Origin of the sequence: Pseudoxanthomonas sp. SE1 (assembly GCF_029542205.1) — a bacterium.
Classification (GTDB): domain Bacteria; phylum Pseudomonadota; class Gammaproteobacteria; order Xanthomonadales; family Xanthomonadaceae; genus Pseudoxanthomonas_A.
In genome coordinates, this window is the sequence record NZ_CP113783.1 from 2,512,854 (window position 1) to 2,538,531 (window position 25,678).

General features: G+C 66.5%; 17 protein-coding genes and 5 tRNA genes. 7 read left to right on the top strand and 15 right to left on the bottom strand.

Annotated features, from left to right (window positions below):
* Positions 1-56: 56 nt before the first annotated feature.
* From OY559_RS11825 to OY559_RS11835, 3 genes are all read left to right on the top strand, one after another.
* A complete protein-coding gene (locus OY559_RS11825) occupies positions 57-1,169 on the top strand; it encodes an NAD(P)/FAD-dependent oxidoreductase (protein WP_277726455.1) in 1,113 nt (370 codons plus the stop codon).
* Between the two features lie 68 nt (positions 1,170-1,237).
* Complete coding sequence (locus OY559_RS11830) at positions 1,238-2,017, top strand: ferredoxin--NADP reductase (protein WP_277726456.1); 780 nt, start codon at positions 1,238-1,240, stop codon at positions 2,015-2,017.
* 112 nt (positions 2,018-2,129) lie between these two features.
* Positions 2,130-2,675 carry a TlpA disulfide reductase family protein gene (locus OY559_RS11835; protein ID WP_277726457.1) on the top strand — a complete coding sequence of 182 codons (546 nt, stop codon included), beginning with the start codon at positions 2,130-2,132 and terminating at the stop codon, positions 2,673-2,675.
* Here OY559_RS11835 and OY559_RS11840 read toward each other — a convergent pair.
* Positions 2,660-3,079: a hypothetical protein gene (locus OY559_RS11840; protein WP_277726458.1), complete on the bottom strand. Its 420-nt coding sequence runs from the start codon at positions 3,077-3,079 to the stop codon at positions 2,660-2,662. The two genes, OY559_RS11835 and OY559_RS11840, sit on opposite strands and share 16 nt — an antisense overlap.
* Entirely contained in the window at positions 3,063-3,545 is a 483-nt protein-coding gene (locus OY559_RS11845; RefSeq protein ID WP_277726459.1) for a glutathione peroxidase, read from the bottom strand. Before OY559_RS11845 ends, OY559_RS11840 begins: the two co-directional genes overlap by 17 nt.
* Positions 3,546-3,671: 126 nt before the next feature.
* Between OY559_RS11845 and OY559_RS11850 the strand changes: the two genes are divergently transcribed.
* Positions 3,672-4,268, top strand: coding sequence for a hypothetical protein (locus OY559_RS11850; RefSeq protein WP_277726460.1), 597 nt, complete (start codon positions 3,672-3,674; stop codon positions 4,266-4,268).
* Between the two features lie 96 nt (positions 4,269-4,364).
* On the opposite strand, the gene OY559_RS11855 is transcribed toward OY559_RS11850, so the two are convergent.
* Positions 4,365-6,398 carry an amidohydrolase family protein gene (locus OY559_RS11855; protein ID WP_277726461.1) on the bottom strand — a complete coding sequence of 678 codons (2,034 nt, stop codon included), beginning with the start codon at positions 6,396-6,398 and terminating at the stop codon, positions 4,365-4,367.
* A gap of 142 nt (positions 6,399-6,540) precedes the next feature.
* Here OY559_RS11855 and OY559_RS11860 point away from each other — a divergent pair, with 142 nt between their 5' ends.
* On the top strand, positions 6,541-8,730 hold the full coding sequence (locus OY559_RS11860; RefSeq protein WP_277726462.1) for a M3 family metallopeptidase: 2,190 nt from the start codon (positions 6,541-6,543) through the stop codon (positions 8,728-8,730).
* 310 nt (positions 8,731-9,040) lie between these two features.
* Here the strand turns inward: OY559_RS11860 and OY559_RS11865 are convergent, their stop codons facing one another.
* Positions 9,041-9,925 carry a DnaJ C-terminal domain-containing protein gene (locus tag OY559_RS11865; RefSeq protein WP_277726463.1) on the bottom strand — a complete coding sequence of 295 codons (885 nt, stop codon included), beginning with the start codon at positions 9,923-9,925 and terminating at the stop codon, positions 9,041-9,043.
* A gap of 147 nt (positions 9,926-10,072) precedes the next feature.
* The gene (locus OY559_RS11870; RefSeq protein WP_277726464.1) at positions 10,073-10,513 is read right to left on the bottom strand and encodes an Hsp20/alpha crystallin family protein; all 441 of its coding nucleotides are present in this window, start codon (positions 10,511-10,513) and stop codon (positions 10,073-10,075) included.
* A 148-nt stretch (positions 10,514-10,661) separates the two neighbouring features.
* Between OY559_RS11870 and OY559_RS11875 the strand changes: the two genes are divergently transcribed.
* The gene (locus OY559_RS11875) at positions 10,662-11,141 is read left to right on the top strand and encodes a peroxiredoxin (protein WP_277726465.1); all 480 of its coding nucleotides are present in this window, start codon (positions 10,662-10,664) and stop codon (positions 11,139-11,141) included.
* A gap of 123 nt (positions 11,142-11,264) precedes the next feature.
* Here OY559_RS11875 and pbpC read toward each other — a convergent pair whose 3' ends face one another.
* The 5 genes from pbpC to OY559_RS11900 all read right to left on the bottom strand — a co-directional run bounded on the left by pbpC (position 11,265) and on the right by OY559_RS11900 (position 24,158).
* A complete protein-coding gene (gene pbpC, locus OY559_RS11880; RefSeq protein ID WP_277729993.1) occupies positions 11,265-13,589 on the bottom strand; it encodes a penicillin-binding protein 1C in 2,325 nt (774 codons plus the stop codon).
* A gap of 804 nt (positions 13,590-14,393) precedes the next feature.
* The gene (locus tag OY559_RS11885; protein ID WP_277729994.1) at positions 14,394-19,292 is read right to left on the bottom strand and encodes an alpha-2-macroglobulin family protein; all 4,899 of its coding nucleotides are present in this window, start codon (positions 19,290-19,292) and stop codon (positions 14,394-14,396) included.
* A gap of 137 nt (positions 19,293-19,429) precedes the next feature.
* Complete coding sequence (gyrA, locus tag OY559_RS11890; RefSeq protein WP_277726466.1) at positions 19,430-22,120, bottom strand: DNA gyrase subunit A; 2,691 nt, start codon at positions 22,118-22,120, stop codon at positions 19,430-19,432.
* A 281-nt stretch (positions 22,121-22,401) separates the two neighbouring features.
* A tRNA-Val gene (locus OY559_RS11895) sits at positions 22,402-22,476 on the bottom strand.
* A gap of 59 nt (positions 22,477-22,535) precedes the next feature.
* Positions 22,536-24,158, bottom strand: coding sequence for an FMN-binding glutamate synthase family protein (locus tag OY559_RS11900; RefSeq protein WP_277726467.1), 1,623 nt, complete (start codon positions 24,156-24,158; stop codon positions 22,536-22,538).
* Positions 24,159-24,303: 145 nt separating this feature from the next.
* Between OY559_RS11900 and OY559_RS11905 the strand changes: the two genes are divergently transcribed.
* Positions 24,304-24,450, top strand: a complete 147-nt coding sequence (locus OY559_RS11905; protein WP_185742092.1) for a DUF3149 domain-containing protein — start codon at positions 24,304-24,306, stop codon at positions 24,448-24,450.
* A gap of 16 nt (positions 24,451-24,466) precedes the next feature.
* Here the strand turns inward: OY559_RS11905 and OY559_RS11910 are convergent.
* From OY559_RS11910 to pgsA, 5 genes are all read right to left on the bottom strand, one after another.
* A tRNA-Leu gene (locus tag OY559_RS11910) sits at positions 24,467-24,553 on the bottom strand.
* A 123-nt stretch (positions 24,554-24,676) separates the two neighbouring features.
* Positions 24,677-24,752, bottom strand: a tRNA-Gly gene (locus OY559_RS11915).
* A 27-nt stretch (positions 24,753-24,779) separates the two neighbouring features.
* Positions 24,780-24,853, bottom strand: a tRNA-Cys gene (locus tag OY559_RS11920).
* A gap of 107 nt (positions 24,854-24,960) precedes the next feature.
* Positions 24,961-25,036 (bottom strand) — tRNA-Gly (locus OY559_RS11925).
* Positions 25,027-25,674 carry a CDP-diacylglycerol--glycerol-3-phosphate 3-phosphatidyltransferase gene (gene pgsA / locus OY559_RS11930; RefSeq protein ID WP_142125023.1) on the bottom strand — a complete coding sequence of 216 codons (648 nt, stop codon included), beginning with the start codon at positions 25,672-25,674 and terminating at the stop codon, positions 25,027-25,029. The genes OY559_RS11925 and pgsA overlap by 10 nt, the downstream gene beginning before the upstream one ends.
* Between the last annotated feature and the right edge of the window lie 4 nt (positions 25,675-25,678).

A 25,678-nucleotide genomic window follows, 5' to 3' on the forward strand; every position in this document is an offset into this window, starting at 1 on the left:
CTCCCCGCAACGTCTGCACGCTGCGCGCCATCCCGTGATGGCGCGCATGCCCGACGATGCAGGACAACCGATACGACGTGATCGTGGTGGGTGCAGGATTCGCCGGCCTCGCCTGTGCGGGCGAGCTTGCTTCCCATGGCCTGCGCGCCTGCGTGATCGATCGCAAGCAGGACCTCGGCGAGCGCATCCACACCACCGGCATCCTGGTGCAGGAGGCATGCGATGCACCGCTGCTGGCCGACCTGCCGCAGGCACTGGTGCGTGCCGTTCCCCATGTCCGCCTGTACGCGCCCAACCTGCGCAGCGTGCGGCTCGGTGCGGCCGGGTATCGCTTCCACACCACGGACACGCCGGCACTGATGCGCTGGCTGGGCGAGCGCACCGAGGCTTGCGGCGTCGAATTGAAGCGCGGCCACGCGTTCCGCGATGCCGTGCGCACCACCTCTGGATGGCGGGTGGAAGGCGTCGGGCAAGCCCGTTTCCTGGTCGGTGCCGATGGCGCACGCTCGCGTGTCGCCGAGCGGCTCGGACTCGGCCGCGTGGGCGAGTTCCTCCACGGCGTGGAATACGAGTTCGATGGCATCGCCCTGCGCGAACCCGATGCCCTGCATTGCTTCATCAGCAAGCGCTTCGCTCCCGGCTACCTGGGCTGGGTGGCACAGACACCGACCGGCGTGCAGGCCGGCCTGGCGCGGCGTTATCGGCCGGGCAACACGCAGGCACCGGACATGGTCGGCTTCCTGCACCATGTCGCCCCGATGACGGGACTGCCGGCGACACGGCGACCGGACAGCATCCGCGCCGGCCTGATTCCCTGCGGTGGTGCGGTCCGGCCGATGTCGGGGGAGGACGTAGTGCTTGTGGGCGACGCGGCCGGCATGGTGTCGCCACTGACCGCCGGCGGCATCCATTCCGGTCTTCGCCACGGCGCGGCCATCGGGCGCATGCTGGCCGGCCACCTGACCGGCGAAGCGGCATCGGGCGCTTCAATGACGCCACCTGTCCCGGGTTTCGCCTTCAAGCGCCTGTTGCGATGGGCGTTCGACCAGGGGCAATTCGACGCCCCGATGGACCTGCTGCTGACAACACGCCCCATGCGTCGCGCCGTCGAGCACCTCTGCTTCCATCGACGCGGCGGCCTGGCGCCCGACCCGGGCGGCGCGGATTGAGTACGATCAAGGCCGCGCTGCGGCGGTCGGCTACAATGGCGCGTTGATTCGATAGCCCAGACTCCCCCATGTCCTCTGCGTTCGGCACCGAGACGGTGCTCGACGTCCGTCACTGGACGGACGCCTACTTCAGCTTCACCACCACCCGCGACGACGGTTTCCGCTTCGAGAACGGCCAGTTCGTCATGATCGGGCTGGAAGTCGACGGCACGCCGCTGCTGCGCGCCTACTCGATCGCCAGCGCGAACTGGGAAGAACAGCTCGAGTTCTTCAGCATCAAGGTGCAGAACGGCCCGCTGACCTCGCGCCTCCAGCACATCAAGCCGGGCGACAGCGTGCTGATCGGACGCAAGCCCACCGGCACCCTGCTGATCAGCGACCTGCATCCGGGCCGCAACCTCTATCTGCTGGGCACGGGGACCGGACTGGCGCCGTGGCTGTCGATCATCAAGGACCCGGCGACTTACGAGCGCTTCGACAAGGTCATCCTGACCCACGGCGTGCGCCATGCCGAAGACCTGGCCTACCGCGACTATTTCGAAAAGGAACTGCCGCAGCACGAGTTCCTCGGCGAAACCATCCGCGAGAAGCTGCTGTACTACCCCGCAGTCACCCGCGAGGACTTCCCCAATCGGGGACGCCTGACCGACCTGATGGCCACCGGCAGCATGATGGAGAGCCTCGGCATCGCGCCGCTGGATGCGGAGCACGACCGCGCGATGATCTGCGGCAGCCCGCAGATGCTGGCCGACTTCCGCGCCCTGCTGGATGGCCGCGGCTTCACCGCCGCACCCCGCATCGGCACCGCCGGGCAGTACGTGTTCGAGCGCGCCTTCGTCGAGAAATAGGCGCGAGGCACGCGCCGGATCCATGTCCGGCGCGCATCGGAGACAAGCCACGCGGGACGACCGCGCCGCCAACTGCTACGCTGCCGACACGAAGTCCTGGGGAGGACGTACCGTGATCCGGAATCTGCTGCTGGCCATGCTGTTGGCCGCTGTCCCGTGTGCGCACGCCACGGATGCCGTCCGGCAGCCTGGCGTGGGCGAAGTGCCGCCCCCCATCACGCTCAAGGACCGCGAGGGCAATCCCGTCGATCTCGATGCGCTCAAGGGCAAGGTGGTCGTGGTGACGTTCTGGGCATCATGGTGTGGCCCCTGCCGGCGCGAGTTGCCGATGCTCGGCCACATGCAGAAGATCGTCGGCCGGGAGCATCTGGAAGTCATCGCCATCAACATGAAGGAACCGCGCAGCGACTACCTCGGCGTCCTTCGCGCCAACAAGGATCTGGACCTGACCTTCGTCCATGACGTCCGCGGCGTGGTGACGGACCGTTACGGCGTCACCGCACTGCCGAACATGTTCGTCATCGGCCAGGATGGCCTCATCGTGCGTGCGCATCGTGGCTACTCGGAGGCCGTGCTGGAATCCTTCTCCCGGGAGTTGCTCGCGCTGCTGCCCGAGGAGGCGCTGCAGCGGCGCGTCCCCGCTCAGCCACCGCCGTAGCGCAGCCAGATCACGGCCGCCGCTTCATCCGCGAACACCTGCGCGTTGAACCCGTGTTCGTTGGCCAGCAGGCCCGCGAACTCGACCTGCGGCAGCTGGTCGACATGCCGTTCGACGTAGGCGATGCGCACGGCTTCCATGCCCTGGCCCTGCATCGCCTGCACGAACTCCAGCAATTGTCCCGGCGGCGGTGGCTCGCCTTCCATGTCATCCACCACCAGCAGCGCGCGTGGCGCCAGCCTGCGGATCTCCCCCGCGATGACCTGCCAGTACGCCAGCGTGGTCTCCAGCGTGCCATTGACGCCGGTCACCCACGCGCGCAACCCGTAGTCGGTGGTGGCGAACTCGATATGGAACAGCCGGCCGTCCACGCGCTCGCCCACTGCTTCAGGCCAATGCTGCACGGACGTCGCCCGCCAGGGACGCCGGTGCATCGGTCGGCGCATAACGCTTGATCACCTTGCCGTCGCGGCCCACGAGGAACTTGCTGAAATTCCACTTGATCGCGCTGATGCCGAGCAGCCCGCTCTTCTCCTGCTTCAGCCACTTCCACAGCGGATGCGCACCATCGCCGTTGACGTCGATCTTGGCGAACATCGGGAACGTCACGTCGTAGTTCAGCGAACAGAAATTGCGGATCTCGGCTTCATCGCCCGGCTCCTGGTGGCCGAACTGGTCGCACGGGAATCCCAGCACCACCAGCCCCTGCGGTCCGAACTCGCGCCACAGTGCTTCCAGGCCGGTGTACTGCGGCGTGAAGCCGCACCTGGAGGCCACGTTGACGATCAGCAGGGCCTTGCCCTGGTACTCGGACAGCGAGCGCTCCCGGCCATCGAGGTCCTGGGCGGAAAAGTCGTAGGCGATGGTCATGCGTTCCCTCCGGGAAAGCCGCTATCAGACACCTCCCGCGCGAACAGGGCAAGGCTCCCCTTCACCGGATGGGCAGCGTGGCGACGATCCGCTAACGTAGCCACCTGCACCGGACCGTGGACGCCCATGCAAGCCGCCGATCCCGCCAGCCACGCCAACCTGTACATCCATGTCCGCATCCTGCTCGGGATGATCGTGGGCCTGGGCCTGACCCACCTGCTGCGCCACGTGGCACGCATCGTCGAACGTCCCCGCGCGCACCGGATCTACAGCGTGCACCTGGTCTGGGCAGGTTTCATGTTCGTCTACATGCTGCACTTCTGGTGGTGGGAATTCAGCCTCTCCCACCAGGCGCACTGGAGCTTCATGCTCTACCTGTACGTCACCCTGTACGCCCTGCTGCTCTACCTGCTGTGCGCGCTGGTGTTCCCCGAATCATTGGCCGAAGGAAGCGGCTACCGCGACTACTACTATGACCGGCGGACCTGGTTCTTCGGTCTGCTCGCGCTGATGTTCGTGGTGGATGTCGGGGACACCCTGATCAAAGGCCAGCCATACGCGCAGCAACTCGGCCCGGAGTACTGGGTGCGCAATGCGCTGTACATCGTCGGCAGCCTGGTGGCCATCGCCACCCGCAACCCGCGCTTCCACGCCACGTTCGCGGTGATGGCGCTGCTGTACGAGTTGTCGTGGATCTGGCGGCGTTACGAGATCCTGGCGTAGCCCTGTCCTCCTGCAGGAGCGACGGCAGTCGCGACCGCAGACTGGGAATTCTCAAGGTATACGGTCGCGACTGACGTCGCTCCTACAACAGTTGCGTCAGCGAACGGATTGCACTTCCAGTGCAGGCGCAAACGGCCTGATGCCCAGCGCCTCGTGGATCTCGGCCGGGTAGTACGCACGCCCGTCCTTGATCACCAGCGCGAGCTTGCGGATGTCGCTGATGTCCTGCGTCGGGTCGCCATCCACCAGCACCAGGTCGGCGCGCTTGCCGGGTGCGATGGACCCGGCATCGTCCAGCGTGCGGCTGTACTTCGCGCCGTTCCAGGTCGCCACCTGCAGCACCTGCGATGGCGTCAGGCCTGCCTGCACGTACAACTCCAACTCCCGTTGCAGCGTGAAGCCCGGCAGTTCGTCGGTGCCCGCGACCAGCGGCACGCCGGCGCGATACATGCGGCCGGTGAAGTCGACCAGCTTGTCGAAGCTGCGCTTGTACCGGGCGCCGGTGACGTCGTCAGGAATGTTCAGTTCCGCAGCGCGGCGACCCCGCTGCACATCCGGCGGGAGGTGATCGGCTACATCGGCGACGATGGGCGACAGCTGCCCCTCGCGCTGGTGCAGGAACTCGAAGGTCGCCAGCGTGGGGTCGATGACGATCTGCTTGTTCGCCAGTTCGGCGATGAAGTCCTGGACCGGCCTGCTGTCGAAATCCAGCCCGTCCGTCTTGTCCGCCACCAGGTAGAAGCGCGCCAGCGTGCGCGTGTCGGTTTCCGGCGTGACGAAGAAGTTCAGCATCACCTGGTTGATGTGCTGGATCTCGTCATAGCCCTGTTCCACCACGTCCTGCGCCCGCATGAAGGCGGGCACGTGGCCGCTGACGCGGATGCCGCGCTGGTGCGCATGGGCGGTGGTGTCGCGCAGGATCTCCTTCGGGAAGGAGTTGTAGATCTTGATCTGTGGGTAGCCATGATCGGCGTACCAGTCGATCGCCTGCTTGGCGCCGGCCAGGTCCTTCACCACGAAACCGCCCTGAGACGAATGCGGGCTCTGGCCTTCGATGTAGCCGGCGGGAATCACGCGCGGATGCATCAGCGTGCCGGCCTTCTCTTCCGCCATCAACTGTTGCAGCGTGGCGTTGTCGTTGCCCATGTCGCGCGCGCTGGTGACGCCCGCGGCCAGGTGCAGGCCGCCCTCCCAGCTGCCCGCATGCACGTGCATGTCGTAGAGCCCTGGCAGCAGCACGCGGTTGCCGGCGTCGACAACCTGTTGTGCCTCCATCGTCGCCTGCCCGGCTGGCGATACCGACACGATCCTGCCATCGCGCACGACCACGTCGGAGGAAGCCCCGAGCACGGCCTTCTCGCTGTCGAAAACCCGCGCGTTCCGGATCAGCGTGGTGCCCGGCAACGGATGCGCCAAGCGTTGCTGCAGCGCCACCAGCGCCTCGCGCTCTGCGATCTTCTGGCGATCTTCCAGCGTGTTCGCCACCCCTTGCCAGCCGTCCTCGATCAGCTGCAGGAAGCCCGGATAGATGTAGGCGAACAGGCGCGGCTCGGCATCGCGCGTCACCCATACGAAGCTCGGCGTGAAGCCGATGCCGGTCAGCGCCAGCAGGTCGACCGTGCGCGACTGCGTGCCAGTGCGGATCTCCATCGACGCGAGCTTGCGTTGTGTCAGCGTGCCGCTGGGAACCAGCGGCAACTTGCCATCGGCCTGCCGGGCCAGCGCCGCCAGCGCTACCGACGACGTGGCCGGCGTGCCGCCGAGCGGCGTGTACAGCGCCGTGCCGGTGAAGGTATGCGTGCCTGCGTCGGAGGTACTCTTCCATTGGCCACGATCGCCGTCGCGGGCGAAGGTTTCGTCCACCGGCGCACCGAAGGTCGAGACGCCCTTCACCTGATAGCGCTGGAAGGTGCCATCGGCCGCGAGCTGGTATTCCTCCTTCAACTCCGGCCCACGCCCGTTGTCCTTGAAGATGAAGTCCACCCGGGTGACGCCATCATCCCCCACGGTGACCGTCTGCTCACCGGCCTTCTTGCCGCCATCCACCAGCGCCACGTACTTCAGGGTTTCGGCGGCCAGTGCCGAAGGAGCCAGCAACAACGCGTAGCACAGGGCAAGGACGGGCTTCACAGGATTCTCCGGAAGGGGCGCTCGGCGCATTCTGCCGCAGATTGAGGCCCTGCCCTCCCCATCGCCCATGCCTTTCGTCATGGGTCCCGTCTGCCCCCCTGGGTTACCCTTGGAAATCCACTCTGCCAGGACGTTGCGCTTCATGACCACCCGCCTTGCCATCGCGCTTGCCGCGACCCTTGGACTCGCCATGCCCGCCTACAGCCAGGCCGCCACACCGGCCACCCAGACCGCACAAGCCGCCAATCCCTTCTTCGCCGAAAGCCCGCTGCCGCTGCACTACCCGCAGTTCGACAAGATCAAGGACAGCGACTTCGCGCCCGCCTTCGACGCCGGCATGGCCGAGCAGCTGAAGGAAATGGACGCCATCGCCAACGACCCGGCCGCGCCCACCTTCGAGAACACCATCATCGCGATGGAGAAGAGCGGCCAGGTGCTGGACCGCGCCACCACCGTGTTCTTCAACCTGGTGGGCACCGACACCAACGATGCGCGCAACAAGCTGCGCGCCGATTACTCGGCGAAGTTCGCCGCCCACGGCGACGCCATCAGCCTGAATCCGAAGCTGTTCGCCCGCATCAAGGCGCTTTACGACCAGCGCAACGACCTGGGCCTGGACGCGCAGGGCGTGCGCCTGATCGAGCGCTACCACACCAGCTTCGTGCGCTCCGGCGCCAACCTCAACGAAGCCGACAAGGCGACGCTGAAGAAGATGAACGGTGAACTGGCGTCGCTGGGCACCACCTTCAGCGACAACGTGCTGAAGGAAGTCAACGCCTCGGCGGTCGTCGTCGATGATGTGAAGCAGCTCGACGGCCTGACCGAAGGCCAGATCGCCACCGCAGCCGAGGTCGCCAAGAAGCGCGGTCTGGAAGGCAAGTACGTCCTGACGCTGCTCAACACCACCGGCCAGCCGCCGGAGTCGCAACTGACCAACCGCACGCTGCGCCAGCGCCTGCACGAAGCGTCTGTCGTACGCGGCAGCCGCGGCGGCGAGTTCGACACCACCGCGCTGGTCTCGCGCATCATGAAGCTGCGCGCCGACCGCGCGAAGCTGCTGGGCTACCCCAACCACGCGGCCTACGGCCTGGAAGACCAGACCGCGCGCACGCCGGAAGCCGTCAACGCCATGCTGGGCAAGCTGGCCCCGGCCGCCGTGGCCAATGCCAAGCGCGAGGCCGCCGACCTGCAGGCGATGATCGACCAGGAGCAGAAGGCCAAGGGCGAGCCGACCTTCGCGCTGGAACCGTGGGACTGGGCGTTCTACACCGAGAAGGTGCGCGGGGCGAAGTACAACTTCGACGAGTCGCAGCTGAAGCCGTACTTCGAGATGAAGAACGTGCTGGAAAACGGCGTGTTCTACGCCGCCACCCAGCTGTACGGCCTGACGTTCAAGGAACGCACCGACCTGCCGAAGTACCACGCCGACACCTGGACCTACGACGTGTTCAACGCCGACGGTTCGCAGTTGGCCATCTTCATCTTCGACCCGTATGCGCGCGACTCCAAGCGCGGCGGCGCATGGATGAACTCGTACGTGTCGCAGTCGGGCCTGACCGGCGACAAGCCGGTGGTCGCCAACCATCTGAACGTGCCGAAGCCGCCGGCCGGCGAGCCGACGCTGATGACGTGGGACGAAGTGACCACCACGTTCCATGAGTTCGGCCATGCGCTGCACGGCATGTTCTCCGACGTGAAGTATCCGTACTTCAGCGGCACCAGCGTGCCGCGCGACTTCGTGGAATACCCGTCGCAGGTCAACGAGATGTGGGCCGACTGGCCGTCGATCCTGGCCAACTACGCCAAGCACCACAAGACCGGCGAGGCCATGCCGCAGGCACTGCTGGACAAGGTGATCGCCGCGTCCAAGTTCAACCAGGGCTTCGCCACCACCGAGTACCTGGGCGCCGCGATGCTGGACCAGCGCTGGCACCAGATCACCGCCGACCAGGTGCCGGACGCCGCCGGCGTGATGAAGTTCGAGGCCGCCGCGCTGACCGCCGACGGCATCAACTACACGCCGGTGCCGCCGCGCTACAAGACGCCCTACTTCAGCCACATCATGGGCGGCTACTCGGCCGGCTACTACGCCTACATCTGGTCTGAAGTGCTGGACGCGAACAGCGTGGAATGGTTCAAGAGCAACGGCGGCCTGAAGCGCGAGAACGGCGATCACTTCCGCAAGACGCTGCTGTCGCAGGGCGGCAGCCAGGATGCGATGAAGCTGTTCCGCGACTTCGCCGGCCACGATCCCAGGATCGAGCCCCTGCTGGAGAAGCGCGGCCTGACGGCACCCGCCAGCGCTGCGCCGGCGGCCACGCAGGTCAAGTAAGCGAACCTGCGAAGTCGCATGCTGTTTCCCACGCCACCTTCGGGTGGCGTGGTGCTTTCAGGGCACGGGAATCGCCGGGTGGCCGGCGGGGTTTTCCACAATGCATGTGGATGGAACCTGGACGAAACTGTGGATAACCCTCTGCCCGCCTTGTGCGGCGGACGTGTCAAGACGGGTGGCGAAATTTTCACCGCCCCTTGCCGTCAAACGTCGTGTGCACCCTGGCGCACCTTCACGGCGCCATCGATGTCCTGAGGGTCGATCGGGAACGTGGCACGCCACGGCCCTCCCGAAGTCTCCGCGAGTGGGATCAGGCGTCGAAGGCCTTGCCCAGTGCCGCGTAGGCCTGGCGCTGCTCATCGGTCTCCGCACGCGGCGCCGTGATCTCCAGTTCCACGATCTGGTCACCCGCCGGCGTGCCGGGCAGGCCGCGCCCACGCAGGCGCAGCTTGCGGCCGGAATCCGAGTCCGCCGGGATCTTCAGGTCCACTGCACCACCCAGCGTGGGGACACTGACGGTTGCGCCCAGGGCCGCCTGCCACGGCGTCAACGACAGCACGTGGATGATGTTGCGGCCGTCCACCTCGAACTGCGGGTGCGGCGCGTACTCCACTTCCAGCAGCAGGTTGCCGCCCTGCACGCCCTGCCCGGCCAGGCGGATCACCTGCCCCGGCTTCACGCCCGTCGGCACGCGGACATCGAGCTGCCGCCCGTTGACGTTCACCCGCACGCTGCCGCCGTCATGCACCGCCTGCAACGGTACCGACAGCTTCGCGCGCGAATCCCGCATCGGCTGCGGTCCGCGCGACTGCGCCTGCTCCGCGCGGGCGCGCCTGCCGAACAGCCCTTCGAAGAAATCACTGAATCCGCCGCTGCCGCCACCTGCGCCGCCGAAGATCTCCTCGTAATCGAAGTCCTGCGATCCCGGTCCGCCGCGCCCGAAATCCGGCGGTGGACGGAATTCCTCGCCGGGCCGGTAGCCGCGCGCACGCAACTGGTCATACGCGGACCGCTTCTGCGGGTCACGCAGGGCCTCGTACGCCTCGTTGACGGCCTTGAACTGATCCTCGGCGCCGGGCTCCTTGCTGACGTCGGGGTGGTACTTGCGGGCCAAGCGACGGTACGCCGTCTTGATCTCGGCGTCGCCGGCCGTGGGCTCGACGCCCAGCACCGCGTAATAGTCCTTGAACTGCATGGAATCTCCGCACGATCACGCGGGATGCCGTCCACCATGGCGGGGAGGCATCCGGAAAAAGAAAAGGCCCGCGACGCGGGCGCCACGGGCCGATTCTATCGCTCCGCCCGTTGCCCCGCCGTGTCGACCGGCGGGGCCCAGGCACGGCTACTGCACCTGGATGCGGCGCGGCGTGGTTTCAGGCTTCTTGGGGATGTCGATCTGCAGGACGCCATGCCGGCCGGTGGCGGTGATGCCGTCGGCGTTGGCGCTGTCCGGCAGCGAGAAGCGGCGGTAGAAGGTGCCGTGGACGCGTTCCATGCGGGAATAACGCGCGCCCTCTTCCTTCTCGGACACCCGTTCGCCCCGCAGGGTCAGGATGCCCTTGTCCATGTGGATCTCGATGTCCTTCGGGTCCACGCCCGGGATGTCGGCCAGGATCACGAAACGGTCGCTGTCCTCGCGGATGTCCACGCGCGGCGCCCACTGGCTGGTCACCACGTTGGACTGGTCGGCGTCGGCCTCGCCCAGGAAGCGGTCGAAGACCTGCTTGATCTCGTCCTGCAGGCCACGGGCATTGCCCCACGGGTTGTACTGCACGATGCTCATGTCGGTTTCTCCTCTGGAAGTGGCGCCGCTACCGCCAGGCGCCGATGGCGGGAAAATAGGCGCTTGCCCAAGCATTTCAAGCCCGTCACGGCCCGACCACACCGACACGCTAAACTGCATTCAGTTTTCCTCCACACAAGGCATTCCCATGAGCATCCAGGTTGGCGAGCGCATTCCCGAAGTGACCCTCAAGCGCATCCGAGAAGGCGTGGAAACGGTGGATACCACCACCCTGTTCGACGGCCGCAAGGCGGTGCTGTTCGCCGTGCCGGGCGCATTCACCCCGACCTGTTCGGAAAAGCATTTGCCCAGTTATGTGCAGCACTTCGACGATTTCCGCCACCGCGGCATCGAAGTCTTCTGCGTGTCCGTCAACGATCCCTTCGTCATGCAGGCCTGGGGCAAGACCCAGCACGTGCCGGATGGCCTGCAGATGCTCGCCGACGGCAATGCCGACCTGGCCAAGGCGCTCGGCCTGGAGATGGACGCCAGCGCCTACGGCATGGGCATCCGCGCCAAGCGCTTCGCTCTGTATGTGGAAGACGGCGTGGTGAAGAACGTGTTCGTCGAAGCGCCCGGCGAGTACAAGGTCTCCGGCGCGGAGCATGTGCTGGAACAGATCGGCTGAGTCAACGCGCCTCTCACCGCTTGTCCTGTAGGAGCGCCCTCGGGCGCGACGCCTTTCGCCCATGCTACGGAAAAGCATCGCGGGCATGGTCCGCTCCTACAAGATTGCGTGGGTTCTGCCGCCCTACCGCAGCACCTTGAACCGCGCCCTCGCCCACGCGCCGCTGTCGGCCAGTGCGGTGAGCTGGTGTTCGCCCGCCTCGGTGAAGTCCCGCCGGAATGCCTGCGCGCCCCGGGTCTCCGCGATCCAGCGCCCGTCCAGCAACCACTGCACGCGCGTGTCGGTGCCCAGTGCGCGCAACTGCAGCCGGACGCCATGCTCACTGCCCGGCGCACGCGCCAGCGTGGCGAGGTCATTCAAGCCCTCGATGCGCAGTTCCTCGGCCGCATCGCGGCCGTCGGGCTGGCAATCCGGCGACAACGGTGGCAGCCGCGACGCCGTCCGCTCGCGCGCAGGCAGCCACGGCGACGCCAATGCAGGCCAGCGCGCGATTTCCGTGCCGCGCGCGTCGTGCGTGCGCGCGCACTCGCCTGAGAGACGCAGCCCGGTCCGCGCATCCACCTCGAAGCGCTCTCGGCCGGCGCTCCACAGGCGCGCGTCGCGTTCGGCGAACGTGGGCGGCACATTGCCGCCCAGCGTCCACGCATCACGCCTGCGCTGGCAGAGCTGCGGCGACTCGGCTTCCACCTGTGTGCCCAGCGGCCAGCAGATGGCGCGCTCCGCCACGTCGGCGGGTGGCGGAGCCGGACCCGCATCGCCTTGGCCACGCGGCAGGCTGTCGATCACCTCGAACATCAACGGCAGCGCAGTGACCGCGCCGTACTGGCCCGGCAGCGGCGTGCCATCGGGCCTGCCCACCCACACGCCGACGGTATGGCGACGCGTGCTGCCGAGCGCCCACGCGTCGCGGAAGCCGTAACTGGTGCCGGTCTTCCACGCCACGCGCGGCCGGCTGCCGGTGTCCAGCACGCCGCTGCCATAACCGGGGCGCGGGTGCGCTTCGAGTACTTCGCGGATGATCCAGGCAGCGCCGGGCGACAGCAGGCGCCGATCGGACGAAGGATCCTGCGCGCTGTAGCGCACGCGGCCCGACAGTCCACCGCGATTGAGCCCCGCATATGCACCGACCAGATCCTCCAGGCGCGCGCCCGTGCCGCCGAGGATCAGCGACAGGTTGGGCTGCTCGCCGCGCGGATAGCGCAGCACCAGGCCGTTGTTCGCCAATCGCGCGGAGAAACGCGCCGGACCCACACGATCCAGCAGGTCCACTGCCGGTACGTTGAGCGACAACCGCAGCGCGTCGGCCGCGCCGACAGGGCCGTTGAAGGCGGCGTCGAAGTTGCCGGGCCGGTAACCGCCGAACGACTGCGGCGCGTCGATCAACAGGCTTTCGGAATGGATCAGTCCATCATCGAGCGCCAGTCCGTACAGGAACGGCTTCAGCGTCGAGCCGGGCGAACGCCACGCCTGCACCATGTCCACATGGCCAAGCCGTTCGCGGTCACCGAACGCCACCGAGCCGACATAGGCGCGCGCTTCCATCGTGGCGTTGTCGACCACCAACAACGCGGCCGACGTGCGCGCGGGCAATGTGGAGAAGTAGCCCTGCACGCGTTCCTCCAACGTGCGCTGCAGGCCCGCGTCGATGGTGGACGTGATGCGTGATGCCCGTGGTTGCTGGCGGCGCAGGCGTTCGGCCAGCAGGGCGGCGCTCAACGGTGCCTGCAGGCTGCGGGCGACGACGGGCTCGATACGTGCGTCATCAACCTCGGCCCTCGACCATGCGCCAAGGTCGACCATGCGCTGCAGCACCTTGTCCCGCGCGATGCGCGCCGCATCCGGATGGCGGTCCGGGCGCAGCCGGCTGGGCGACTGCGGCAGCACCGCGAGCAGTGCTGCCTCTGCATGCGAGAGCCGCGATGCCGGCTTGCCGAGATACGCCCAGCTCGCCGCATCCACGCCTTCGATGGTGCCGCCGAATGGCGCGCGCTCCAGGTAGAGCGTCAGGATCTCGCGCTTGGACAGGTGCACTTCCAACTGCACCGCCCGCAGCATCTGCTTGGCTTTGCCCCAGGGCGTGCGCGAGTGGCGATCCAGCATGCGCGCCACCTGCATGGTCAGCGTGGAGCCTCCCGACACCACCCGTCCGTGACGGACGAACTGCCCGGCCGCGCGCATGAGCGCCCACGGATTGATGCCGGGATGCTTCCAGAACCAGCGGTCTTCGTAGTTCAGCAGCGCCTGCAGGTAGAGCGGCGATACCGTGTCGGGAGATGCGGGATAGCGCCAGACCCCGTCGCGATCGGCGAAGGCGCGCAGCGGCGTGCCGTCGCGTGCGACGACCAGGGTGCTGGTGTCGCGGCTCTTCGGCAGCGGCGGCGGGAACGCAAGGTCCGCCACCAGCAGTGCGACAAGCACCACCACCGTCGACCATCGCAGGCGGGTCAGCCAGCGGCGTGGGCGACCTCCGTCATTCCAGCGCACGTTGGAATCCCTTTTGCTTTTGCTCCGCTGTGTCATGGCCCATGGATGGCTGAAGATCAAGATGGATCCCGGCGTTCGCCGGGATGACGCCAAGGAACCCTTCACCCCCCGATCCCGTCATTCCAGCGCACGCTGGAATCCATTTCGCTTTTGATCGGTTGAGTCATGGGACCACAAAAGCCTGAAGATCAAGATGGATCCCGGCGTGCGCCGGGATGACGCCAGGGGAACCCTTCACCCCCCCGATCCCGTCATTCCAGCGCACGCTGGAATCCATTTCGCTTTTGGTCGGTTGAGTCATGGGACCACAAAAGCCTGAAGATCAAGATGGATCCCGGCATTCGCCGGGATGGCGCCAGGGAAACCACTCGTCTCCTCCAACCTCGTCATTCCAGCGCATGCTGGAATCCATTTCGCTTCTGATCCACTGTGTCATGGGACCACGGAGGCCTGAAGATCAAGATGGATCCCGGCGCTCGCCGGAATGACGCCAGGGGAACCCTTCGTCCCTCCGATCCCGTCATTACAGCGCACGCTGGAATCCATTTTGCTTTTGATCCGCTGTGTCATGGGACCACGGAAGGCTGAAGATCAAGATGGATCCCGGCGTTCGCCGGGATGACGGCCGGAGGAACTCCCGCGCCATCCACACCGTCATTCCAGCGCACGCTGGAATCCATCTCCGCTCCGGCTCCACACCGTCATCCCTGCCGATTCGGAAGATCAAGAGAGATCCGACGTTCGGCTGGGTGACGGAAGAAGCACGCGCTACGGCTGCACCACCGTGATCGTCGCTGGCGACGCCTTGCCGACACCGCGGATGTCCGGACGGTACATGTCCTCCACCAGCGAGGGCGGCACGGTGTACGTGCCCGGGGTCACCGCGCGCACTAGGTAGAACACCTTGGCGGTGTCGCCGCGATCCAGTTTCAGTGCCGCCACATAGCGGTCGTCGCGGAACTCCTCGTGCTTGACGTCCGCCGCGCCACCACGGTCGCTGATCGAGATGCCATCCACCACCACCTCAGCCCACTGCTTGGCATCGCCCAGGTTGAAGTTCTCGATTTCCAGCCCCGCCGGCAGCAGGTCGGTGAACAATGCATCCGGCATGGCGACGTTGGCGGTGATGCCGACGCGCACGATCAGCGCCTCGCCTTCCTTCAGCGTGCCGCCTTTCCACTCTTTGCCATCCGTCGTGTAGTAGCGACGCTCGATGCCGATCTGCCGGTTGTCCGGCGCCGGCGCGCTGCGCGGGATGCCGGCCACGTCGAGCGATGCGTACAGCGGCGGCGAACCCTCGGGCACGAAGCGCAGGCCACGGGCCAGCGCGGCGTGGTCGACGCTGCGGCCGAACAGCCGGACCGGCGCGACAGCCTCCGCATCGCCACCGATACTCCATTGGCCGGACACCAGCTTCTTCTGGTCGACCATCAGCGCCTTACCCAAGCGCGCCAAGGCTACCTGCTCCTGCGTGCTCAGCCACAGCCAGCCACTGTTGCGGCGTGCATCCAGTTCGCGTCCCAACGAGATGGCGCGACGGTCGAACTCCGGCTTGGCCAGCTTGCGTTCGTGCACCAGCGCGATCATCAAGGCGTCGTCGCGCAGTTTCGTCCCGTAGTCGCCCAGGTATTCCGGGCGGTCGCCCGTCCTGGCGAAGCCTTCGGTGATCGCCTTCGCGCCACGGTTCTTGTCGCCCTGCAGCGACAACGCGATGCCCAGGTGCACCAGCGGCAGGCCGGTCAGGCTCTTGCCGCGCTCGTTGTCGTACAACGCACGCAGCGTACCCAGCGGCGCCCGGTTGACGCGCGCGAGCACGTAGCCGGCGTAGGCCTGGTTGGCGAACTTGAGGTGGTCGCGCCGATCGTAGCCGTAGAACTGCGCGCCACCGGCCAGCAGATCTTCGTTGAGGCGCGTCAGTGCCTTCTGCAGCACCGCGTCCGGCACGGCAAAGCCCCCTTCACGCGCATCCAGAAGGAACTCGGCGATGTAAGGCGTCAGGCCCGGATTGACGTAATCGTCGTCGCCCCACATCGAGAAGTGGCCGTTGGACACCTGCATCGACGCCAGGCGACCGAACGCGCCCTCCATGCGCTCGCCGCGCTTCTTGGCGTCCAGACCGTCGATGCCCAGCATCTTCGCCGTGGCATCGTCCAGTTCCAGCGCAGCGTAGCCCTTGCTGGTGGTCTGCTCGGCACAGCCATACGGGTACTCCAGCGCGCCCTTCAGGGCACTTGCGAACGGGATCGGCGGCAGCGCACTGACCGTCATGCGCGCGGTGACCGAGCCGGGCATCAGTCCATCCGCGAAGCCCGCACCCATCTCCACCGGCGCCAGGCTGTCCATGACCTGCGTACGCGAGCGCAGTACTGCCGGCCAGCCCGCGCGCACCGGCACGTCGTAACGACGGTCAACCTTGAAGCCATTGCCCTCCACGCGCACGCGCACCTGCGCCGTGGTGTAACCCTCGCCCGCCGTGATCGGGAACGTCAGCGTGCGCTTGGCGTCCATGGACAGGTCGGCAGTGCGGCTGCCCTCGCCGATATCCAGCGGACCTTCGCCATTCACCAGCACCTTGAAGGCGCCGGCCTTGCCGGTGAAGTTCTGCACGTCCAGCGTCACCGTGCTCCTGTCGCCCGGCGCCAGCACGCGCGGCAGGCTGGCTTCGGCCACGATCGGCGCACGCACCACGGTTTCGCGATCGCGATTGCCGTAGCGCGTGTCCGAGTAGACCAGCGCCGAGACGCGCAACGTGCCGTTGAAGTCCGGCACCTTCAGCGCGACGCGCGCATTGCCCTTGGCGTCCAGCTTCACCGGGCCGGAGAACAGGTCCACGGTCTGCACGCGCGAGGTCGGCCGCTTCGCCTGCGGCAAGGCCGACAGCGCCATGTCGCCGCCGAAGCGCATCTTCGCGCTGCCGCCCTCGAAGCTCTCGATCACGCGTCCGTAGATATCGTAGGCGTCCACGCCGAAACGACGCTGCGCGAAGAACTGCGCGTTCGCATCCGGGACCGGGAAGCGCGTGATGTTGAGGATGCCGACGTCCACCGCGGACACGGTGACGTGCGCCAGTTGTCCGGCAAGCTCGGGCACGCTGACCGTCACCGGCAGGTTCTGCTCGGGACGCATCTGCTTCGGTACCGACAACCCGACGGCGACGCGGCGGTCGCGACGATCCATCGGCACGTGCACCACGCCGACCGCACGCGCCGGGGTGATCTTGCTGGGTGCCGAACCGCCGCGGAAGACCAGCGCAGTGACGTACACGTCATGCCGCTCCCAGTCCTTGGTCACCGGGATCGAGAACGTGCTGCCCGGCTTGGCGTCGATCGCCTGCACGTACAGCATGCGGTCGCTCTCGACCATCAGCAGGCCCTTGCCTGCGTGCGGCGGGGTGACGGTGACCTGCAACGTGTCGCCGACCTTGTAGCCGGTCTTGTCCAGCGCCAGCTTGACCTTGTCGGGGCGCGCATCCAGGCCGCGGTTCTGGTCGTCCCAGCTCCAGCCGGCACGGAACGGATAGCGCGTCGTCAGGCCGGTGGCAGGATCGAACACGTCCAGCCGGTACTCGCCCCATTCCACCGGGAAGTCGATCTTCGATGCGCCCGCGCCGACATCCAGCGTGCGGGTGTCCTTGTTCTCGAAACGGCGGGTGAAGTCGTAGTCCCAACCACCGTCCTCATCGTAGTTCCAGTGGTAGTCGCGCAACTCACGCACCAGGGTGGCCTTCAGCCCCTTGCCCGGCTGCGGCTTGCCAGCGGCATCCACGCGGACCACCTCGAAGCCGGCGTTCGCATTCGCGTCGGCACCGTCCTTGTCGTCGAACAACGGTCGGATGCCCACCAGCGCATCCGCCGGCCACAGCACGCGCTTGAGCGTGCGGTTCACCGTGCGGCCGCCGGTCTCGTAAACGCTCCCGGACACGATGGCGGCGATGGTGCTGCGCGGCTTGGCCTCGGCGGGCAGCGCGATGTCTTGCTGCAGCACGCCGTTCTCGGGCAGCGCGGTGTCGATGACGTCCTTGGCGTCCTTCGGCAGTTCCATCGTCGGGTCGCCGAAGAAGTAGCCCGGCAGCTGTTCCAGCGGATGCTGCTCCACCGCTACCGCCAGCTTGGCGGTGAACCGATTGCCACTGGCCGGCGCACCATACAGGTAGGCTGCCGTCGCCTTGAGCTTCAACGGTTGGCCCGGCTTCAGCACGGGCTGCGCTGCGTCGAGGTCCAGCTTCATCCGCTCGGGCAGGAACTCCTCGATGCGCAGCGTCATGCCCTGCACCGCTTCCTTGCTGGCCGGATCGGTGCGGAACTCCACCTGCCAGCGACCGGTCGGCGCTTCCACCGGAATCGCCTGCTCGAAGCTGAAATACCCCTGCGCACCCGGCTGCAGGCGCGTCTCGCGGAACACCTTGCCATCCGGCTGCTTCAGGCGCAGGAAGACCGGTTGGCCGCCACCCTGCTTCGGTGCCGGTACCGGCTTGCCGTCGTTGTCGCGCAGCAGCGCGGAGATGCGCACGGTCTCGCCCGGGCGGTACAGGTCGCGACCGGACCACGCGAACACGTCGAACCACGCCTGCTCGCGACCGGCAACGGTGAATTCGGACAGGTCGAGCGCCGGCTGGTTGAACGGCAGCATCGACACGTCCTTGCCGCGCGTGGCGACCAGCACGTGCGCGGCGTCCAGTGTGTAGTTCAGCAGCGCATTGCCGTTGCCGTCGGTCTTGCCGGCCAGGATGTTCTCACCGCGGGCATCCAGCACTTTCAGTTCGACACTGCCAGTGGCGGTGCCGTCCTGCAGGGATGCCGTATGGACGAACAGCTTGTCCTTGTAGGCGCGCGTGTGCAGGCCGATGTCGCTGACCGTGAAGAACGCGGTCTCGAATTCGCCGGCGAACTTGCCGGTGCGCTTCATCACCGCGAAATAGAGACCCGGATCCTGCAACTCGCGGATGTCCTGGATCGGCAGGTAGGTCAGCACGCGTTCGTTGGGTTTGCCGCCCAGCACGAAGCGGTTGAGATAGACCGGTTCGGCCAGCTTGCCCAGCGGCGTGTTGTCGCCGTAGTCGCTGTCCAGGTCCCAGCTGCCACGGCGACCGCCGCGCTGGTACTCGGCGAAGAACTTGGGCAGTTGCTTCTCGCTGACCCGGAGGAACTCCACGTCCACTTCCGGCACGTTGATCGACACCACCGGCAAGCCGCGGCTCTCGCGCGCCGGCAACACGCTGCCCTGCGAGGCGAAGCCCACGGCCGGGTCGAGTTCGCCGGTATGCACCTTGCGCGTGTCGTCCTTGCCGAGTCGCGTGCCATCCGCAGCCGAAAGGCCGGCCTTCAGCGTGACTTCGTAGTCCTTGGCCGCCTCCACCGAGGGGAAACGCAGGATCAGGCCCTTGTCGTCCAGCACCCAGCTGCCTTTCACCGCCGCCCCGTTGGCGTCCTTCACCACCAGCAACGCATCGAAATCCTGCGAGCTGACCAACGGCCGACTGAACTCCAGCGCGATGGCCAGGTCGCCGTCGTGCTGATCGGGATAGGCACCGACCAGAGCGAAGCCTTCCACCTTCGCGGCCTGCGCCTTGATCGGCTCGCCGCTGGCTTCGGGCAACTGCCCGGACTCGTTGCGCTTGCAGCCGGCGAGTGCCGCCGCCGCGAGCAATCCAATAAAAAACGCGCGCATCCAGCGGTTGCGCGCGTTCTTCGTGTTCCGACGTACCGATCCCATGTGCCGTTCCCTGCCGTGGTCGTATCGGCAGTATAGAACGCAGGGATGAAAGTGGCGGGGTCATCCCCGCACACTTTCATGTGAATCGATGGTCAGGCTTCGGGTGGCGTGTCGGTGGCCTCGGGTGTCGCGGCCACGATGCCGGCAACGCCCTCGATGCCGTCCTCTTCGTCCAGCGAAGCATCCAGGCGTTCCACCGCCTGCAACGTCTCGCCATCGGACAGGCGGATCAAGGTGACGCCCTGGGTGTTGCGGCCGACCTGCGAGATCTCCGCCGCACGGGTCCGCACCAGCGTGCCGCCATCCGAGATCAGCAGGACCTCGTGGTGATCGGACAACTGGATGGCACCGACCAGACGGCCGTTGCGTTCGGTCGTCTTCAGCGCGATCACGCCGCGGGTGCCGCGCCCCTTGCGCGGGTAGTCGGCCACGGGCGTACGCTTGCCGTAGCCGCGTTCGCTGGCGGTCAGGATGTCGCCCTCGCCATCCACCACCACCAGGCTCACGACCTCGGAGCCCGCTTCGGACAACGACGGCACGCCATCGGCGTCGGCGGCCTCGCCTTCGTCGTGGTCGCCCTCGACTTCCGCATCCGCGCCCGCAACCAGGCGCATGCCGCGTACGCCGGTGGCGGTGCGGCCCATCGCGCGGACCAGCGACTCGGAGAAGCGCACCGCACGGCCGTTGGACGCGAACAGCATCACGTCGCGCTCGCCGTCGGTCAGGGCCACGCCGACCAGCGCATCGCCTTCGTCGAGGTTGATCGCGATCTTGCCGCGTGCCAGCTTGAAGGCGAATTCCGTCAACGGGGTCTTCTTGACCGTGCCGTTCCTGGTGGCGAAGAAGACGTAACGGCCTTCTTCATAGGCGCGCACCGGCACCACCGCCTGGACTTTCTCGCCGGGTTCCAGGGGAATCCAGTTGATAATCGGGCGACCGCGCGCATTGGAGCCTGCCTCCGGCAACTGGTACACCGGCAGCCAGAACACCTTGCCGCTGCTAGTGAAGGTCAGCAACGTGTCGTGCGTGTTGACCAGCCACAGCTGGTCGATGAAATCCTCTTCCTTGGTCGCCGCCGCACTGCGGCCACGGCCGCCGCGCTTCTGCGCGCGATAGGCGCTGGCGGGCTGGCGCTTGGCGTAACCGGCGTGCGACAGCGTGACCACCATGTCTTCCGGCGCGATCAGGTCGAGGATGTCGAGGTCCTCTTCGCTGTGGCGGATCTCGCTGCGGCGCTCGTCGCCGAATTCGGCCTTGACGTTCAGCAGTTCGTCGCGGATCACCTGCAGCAGCACGTCCGGGTTCTCCAGGATGCGGATCAGGCCGGCGATGACTTCCAGCAACTGCCGGTATTCCTCGGTCAGTTTTTCCTGTTCCAGTCCGGTCAGGCGGTGCAGGCGCATTTCCAGGATCTGCGTGGCCTGGGCCTCGCTGAGCTGGTAGCGGCCGTCGACAAAGCCGATCGCCGCCGGCAGGTCTTCCGGACGCGAGGCCTCGGCGCCGGTGGCCGCCAGCAGCGCGCCGACCAGGCCCGGCTCCCAAGTCTTGGCCAGCATGCGCTCGCGCGCTTCCTGCGGATTGGCCGACGTCTTGATCAGCTCGATCATCTCGTCGATGTTGGCGAGCGCGACCGTCAGGCCTTCCAGGATATGCGCGCGGTTGCGCGCCTTGCGCAGTTCGAAGATGGTCCGGCGGGTCACCACTTCGCGACGGTGGCGCACGAAGGCTTCCAGCATCTGCTTCAGGTTGAGCAGCTGCGGACGGCCGTCGACCAGGGCAACCATGTTGATGCCGAACACCGACTCCATCGGCGTCTGCAGGTACAGGTTGTTGAGGACGACTTCGGCCGATTCGCCGCGCTTGACCTCGATGTAGATGCGCATGCCGTCCTTGTCGGACTCGTCGCGCAGTTCGCTGATGCCTTCGAGCTTCTTTTCCTTCACCAGCTCGGCGATCTTCTCGATCAGCCGCGCCTTGTTCACCTGGTACGGGATCTCGGTGACGATGATCGACTCGCGGCCGTTGTCGTCGTTGACCTCGATGTCGGCCTTGGCGCGCATGCGCACGCGACCACGACCGGTGCGGTAGCCGGCGATGATGCCGGCCGTACCGTTGATGATGCCGCCGGTGGGGAAATCCGGGCCGGGGATGTACTGCATCAGACCGTCGACATCCAGCTCCGGATTGTCGATCAGCGCGATCAGGCCATTGACGACTTCAGACAGATTGTGCGGCGGGATGTTGGTGGCCATGCCCACCGCGATGCCGGCCGAACCGTTGACCAGCAGGTTCGGGAAGCGCGTCGGCAGGACCGTCGGCTCCTGCTCCTTCTCGTCGTAGTTGGGCTGGAAATCGACGGTTTCCTTGTCGATGTCGGCCAGCAGCTCATGGGTGAGCTTTGCCATGCGGGCTTCGGTGTAACGCATGGCCGCGGCGGAGTCGCCGTCGACCGAACCGAAGTTGCCCTGCCCGTCGACCAGCATGTAGCGCAGCGAGAACGGCTGCGCCATGCGCACCAGCGTGTCGTAGACCGACTGGTCGCCGTGCGGGTGGTACTTGCCGATCACGTCGCCGACGATGCGGGCGGACTTCACGTGCGGCTTGTTGGCGTGGTTGCCCAGTTCGTTCATCGCGAACAGGACACGCCGGTGGACGGGCTTCAGGCCATCGCGGACATCCGGGAGCGCGCGCCCCACGATCACGCTCATCGCGTAATCCAGGTAGCTGCGGCGCATCTCGTCTTCGAGGTTGACGGGGATGATTTCCTTGGCGGTATCGGCCATTCGGGTTCCGTGTTTCTTTGGTTGTCTCGGGCCCGAATCCGGGCCAACACCCTCCCGGCCGGGACAAGTACGGCGGGGCAGGATCGGGCGGGGATTCCGGCAGGTTCTGCAGCCTGCGGAGTGTATCACAGACACCCCATCCAGCGGGCCGTTTCACTCAGAGAAACAAGCACTTATGACGGCGCCGGGCAGCGTGCGGGAACATCGGCGCGACGACCGTGCGGACCGCGGCGGACCGGAAACGGAAAAGCCCGGCCAAGGCCGGGCTTTTTCGTTGGTGCTGGTGGGCGGTACAAGTTTCGAACTTGTGACCCCTGCCGTGTGAAAGCAGTGCTCTACCGCTGAGCTAACCGCCCGAAATCATCGGGGCGCGAATGATAAGCGCGGACCGGGGGGCCGGTCAACGCGCCCGCCCTCAGCGATCCTTGGTATCGCACAGCGCGCTGACCCGCCTGGGCGGCGCGAAGGCGTCGCTGCGCGCCTCCGGCCAGAAATCGCGGAACACCGCATGCGTCGGCACGCGATCCAGCAGCTCACCCGGCTCGAGGAAGCGGTACAGCGCCGCCAGCGACCGCACTTCGATCGGCGACACCCGCCGCAGGATGTGCTCCGGCCCGAGTTGCTGGGGGTGCTCCAGCCCTGCCGCGCACAGCATGTCGCGCAGCGCCTTGAGCGTGTTGTCGTGGAACTGCTGCACGCGCACCGACTTGTCCGGCACGTCCAGGTGCTTCCAGCGCTTCGGATCCTGGGTGGCCACACCGGTCGGACACCGGTCGTTGTGGCAGCTCTGCGACTGGATGCAGCCCAGGGCGAACATGAAACCGCGGGCGGCATTGCACCAGTCGGCGCCCATCGCCATGGTCCGGGCGATATCGAAGCCACTGATGATCCTGCCGGCCGCGCCGACCCGGATGCGGTCGCGCAGGTTCAGGCCGACCAGCGTGTTGTGGACCAGCAGCAACGCCTCGTGCATCGGGACGCCCACGTGGTCGATGAACTCTGCGGGCGCCGCGCCGGTGCCGCCCTCCGCGCCGTCCACCACGATGAAGTCCGGCAGCAGGCCGGTCTCGTGCATCGCCTTGGCGATGCCGAACCATTCCCACGGATGCCCGATCGCCAGCTTGAAGCCCGTCGGCTTGCCGCCCGACAGCTCCCGCAACCTGGCGACGAACTGCAGCAGTTCGACCGGCGTGGAGAACGCGGAATGCTTCGCCGGCGAGACGCAGTCATGCCCCATCGGCACGCCGCGCGTGGCAGAAATCTCCGCGCTGACCTTGGCGGCCGGCAGCACGCCGCCATGACCGGGCTTGGCACCCTGCGAGAGCTTCACCTCGATCATCTTCACCTGCGCCGACTGCGCATTCTCGATGAAGCGCTGTTCGTCGAATCGTCCCTGCTCATCGCGGCAGCCGAAGTAGCCCGAGCCGATTTCCCACACCAGGTCCCCGCCCTTCTCGCGGTGGTAGGACGAGATCGAGCCTTCGCCGGTGTCGTGGTAGAAGTTGCCGCGCCGCGCGCCCTCGTTCAGCGCGCGCACCGCGTTGGCCGACAACGAACCGAAGCTCATCGCCGAGATATTGAACACGCTGGCCGAGTACGGCTGCGCGGTACTGGCGCCTATCACCACGCGGAAGTCGTGGGAATCCACGTGCGCTGGCGCCATCGAATGGTTGATCCATTCATAGTCCACGCCGTAGACGTCCTGCTGACTGCCGAACGGCACCACGTCGCTGACGCCTTTCGCGCGCTGGTAGACCAGCGCGCGCTGTTGCCGCGAGAACGGCACTTCCGCCGTGTCGCCCTCGATGAAGTACTGGCGGATCTCGGGACCGACGGACTCCAGTCCATAGCGGAAATGCGCCAGCACCGGGTAGTTGCGCCGCAGGGTGCTGCGGGTCTGCAGCACGTCCCATGTCCCCAGCAGCGCAAATCCACCGAACACCGCGACGCCCCACCACGCGGCCGGCCATGCCAGGGCCAGTACAAGAGAGGCGACCGCCAGCACGATGCTGGTGACGTAGGCGAGGTAACGCTGCATCCGGCAGTCTCCCGTGGGCCAGCCACGATTCTATGCCATGCCCTGCGACCGCATGCCGCAGCTGGCGCGCGGGGTTGATCCGGATCAATGCCCGGCGACGCGCACGGTGCGACGTTGGCGCCACCACAACCGGGGAGAACACGACATGCATCCGATCCTGCGCGAGATCCTGATGGAGCCGGTCGGCTGGCTGGCCATCGGCGGCAGCATCGTCATGGTGGGGATCGGCGCCTTCGTGGCGCTGTTCGTGCGCCGCAAGGTGCGCGAGGAAGAGAAGAAGCGACAGCGCTGAGGCGACAACGCCGCGGTGGTGCCCGGAGCCGGAATCGAACCGGCATGGCCTCGCGGCCGGCGGATTTTAAGTCCGATGCGTCTACCAGTTTCGCCATCCGGGCATGCGGATAGCCTGCCTCAGTCGCGCCGCGTTGGAAAGCGCTGGCGCAGGCCGCTCGCTGCGCGGACGGAAAAGAAGAAGCCCCGCATGCGGGGCTTCTTCCGTGCTCCCGGAGGAGCGCATATGGAGCGGGAAAAGGGACTCGAACCCTCGACCCCGACCTTGGCAAGGTCGTGCTCTACCAACTGAGCTATTCCCGCATTGGAGATCGTTGCGATCCCCGGATCTGGAGGCCTGGGTCGGAATTGAACCGGCGTACGCGGATTTGCAGTCCGCTGCATAACCACTCTGCCACCAGGCCGGTGGCGACCACGCCAGACTGGCGCAATCACGACGCCTTTTCAAGCGTCCTGCAACACAAAGCCCCGCGAACGGGGCTTTGGGAACCATCCTTCTCAGGACGAAATCTGGAGCGGGAAAAGGGACTCGAACCCTCGACCCCGACCTTGGCAAGGTCGTGCTCTACCAACTGAGCTATTCCCGCGTCGAGAAGGACGAAATTGTAGCGTCTTGTTTTGGCATGTCAACACTCTTTTCCTCGCCGTTGCGCAGGATCGGCCATGCCGCGAGCAGGTACTGGATGCCCGACCAGAGTGTCAGCAGGGCCGCGATGGCGAGCAGCCAGTCGCCGAGCAGGAACACCCAGCGTCCCATCCAGATATCGCCCAGCACCTGTTTGCCAGGGGTGGACGCATACAGCAGACAGGACAGCGCCACCATCTGCACGATGGTCTTGATCTTGCCGAGCGCAGCCACCTTGACCGTCGCGCGCTGGCCCAGTTCGGCCATCCATTCACGCAACGCGGAAACCGCGATCTCGCGACCGACGATGACCGCAGCCCAAATGGCCATCCACATGGTCGGATTGTCCTGCACGATCAGGAACAGCGACACCGCCACCATCAGCTTGTCGGCCACCGGATCGAGGAACGCGCCGAAAGCGGAGTACAGGTGGTAGCGACGTGCGATCCAGCCATCCAGCCAGTCGGTGACCGCCGCCAGCACGAAGATGAACGCAGCCGCGAAATTGGTCCACGAATACGGCAGGTAGAACACCAGCACCAGCACCGGGATCAGCACGATCCTGAGCAGCGTGAGCCAGGTGGGGACGGTCAACTTCATCGCA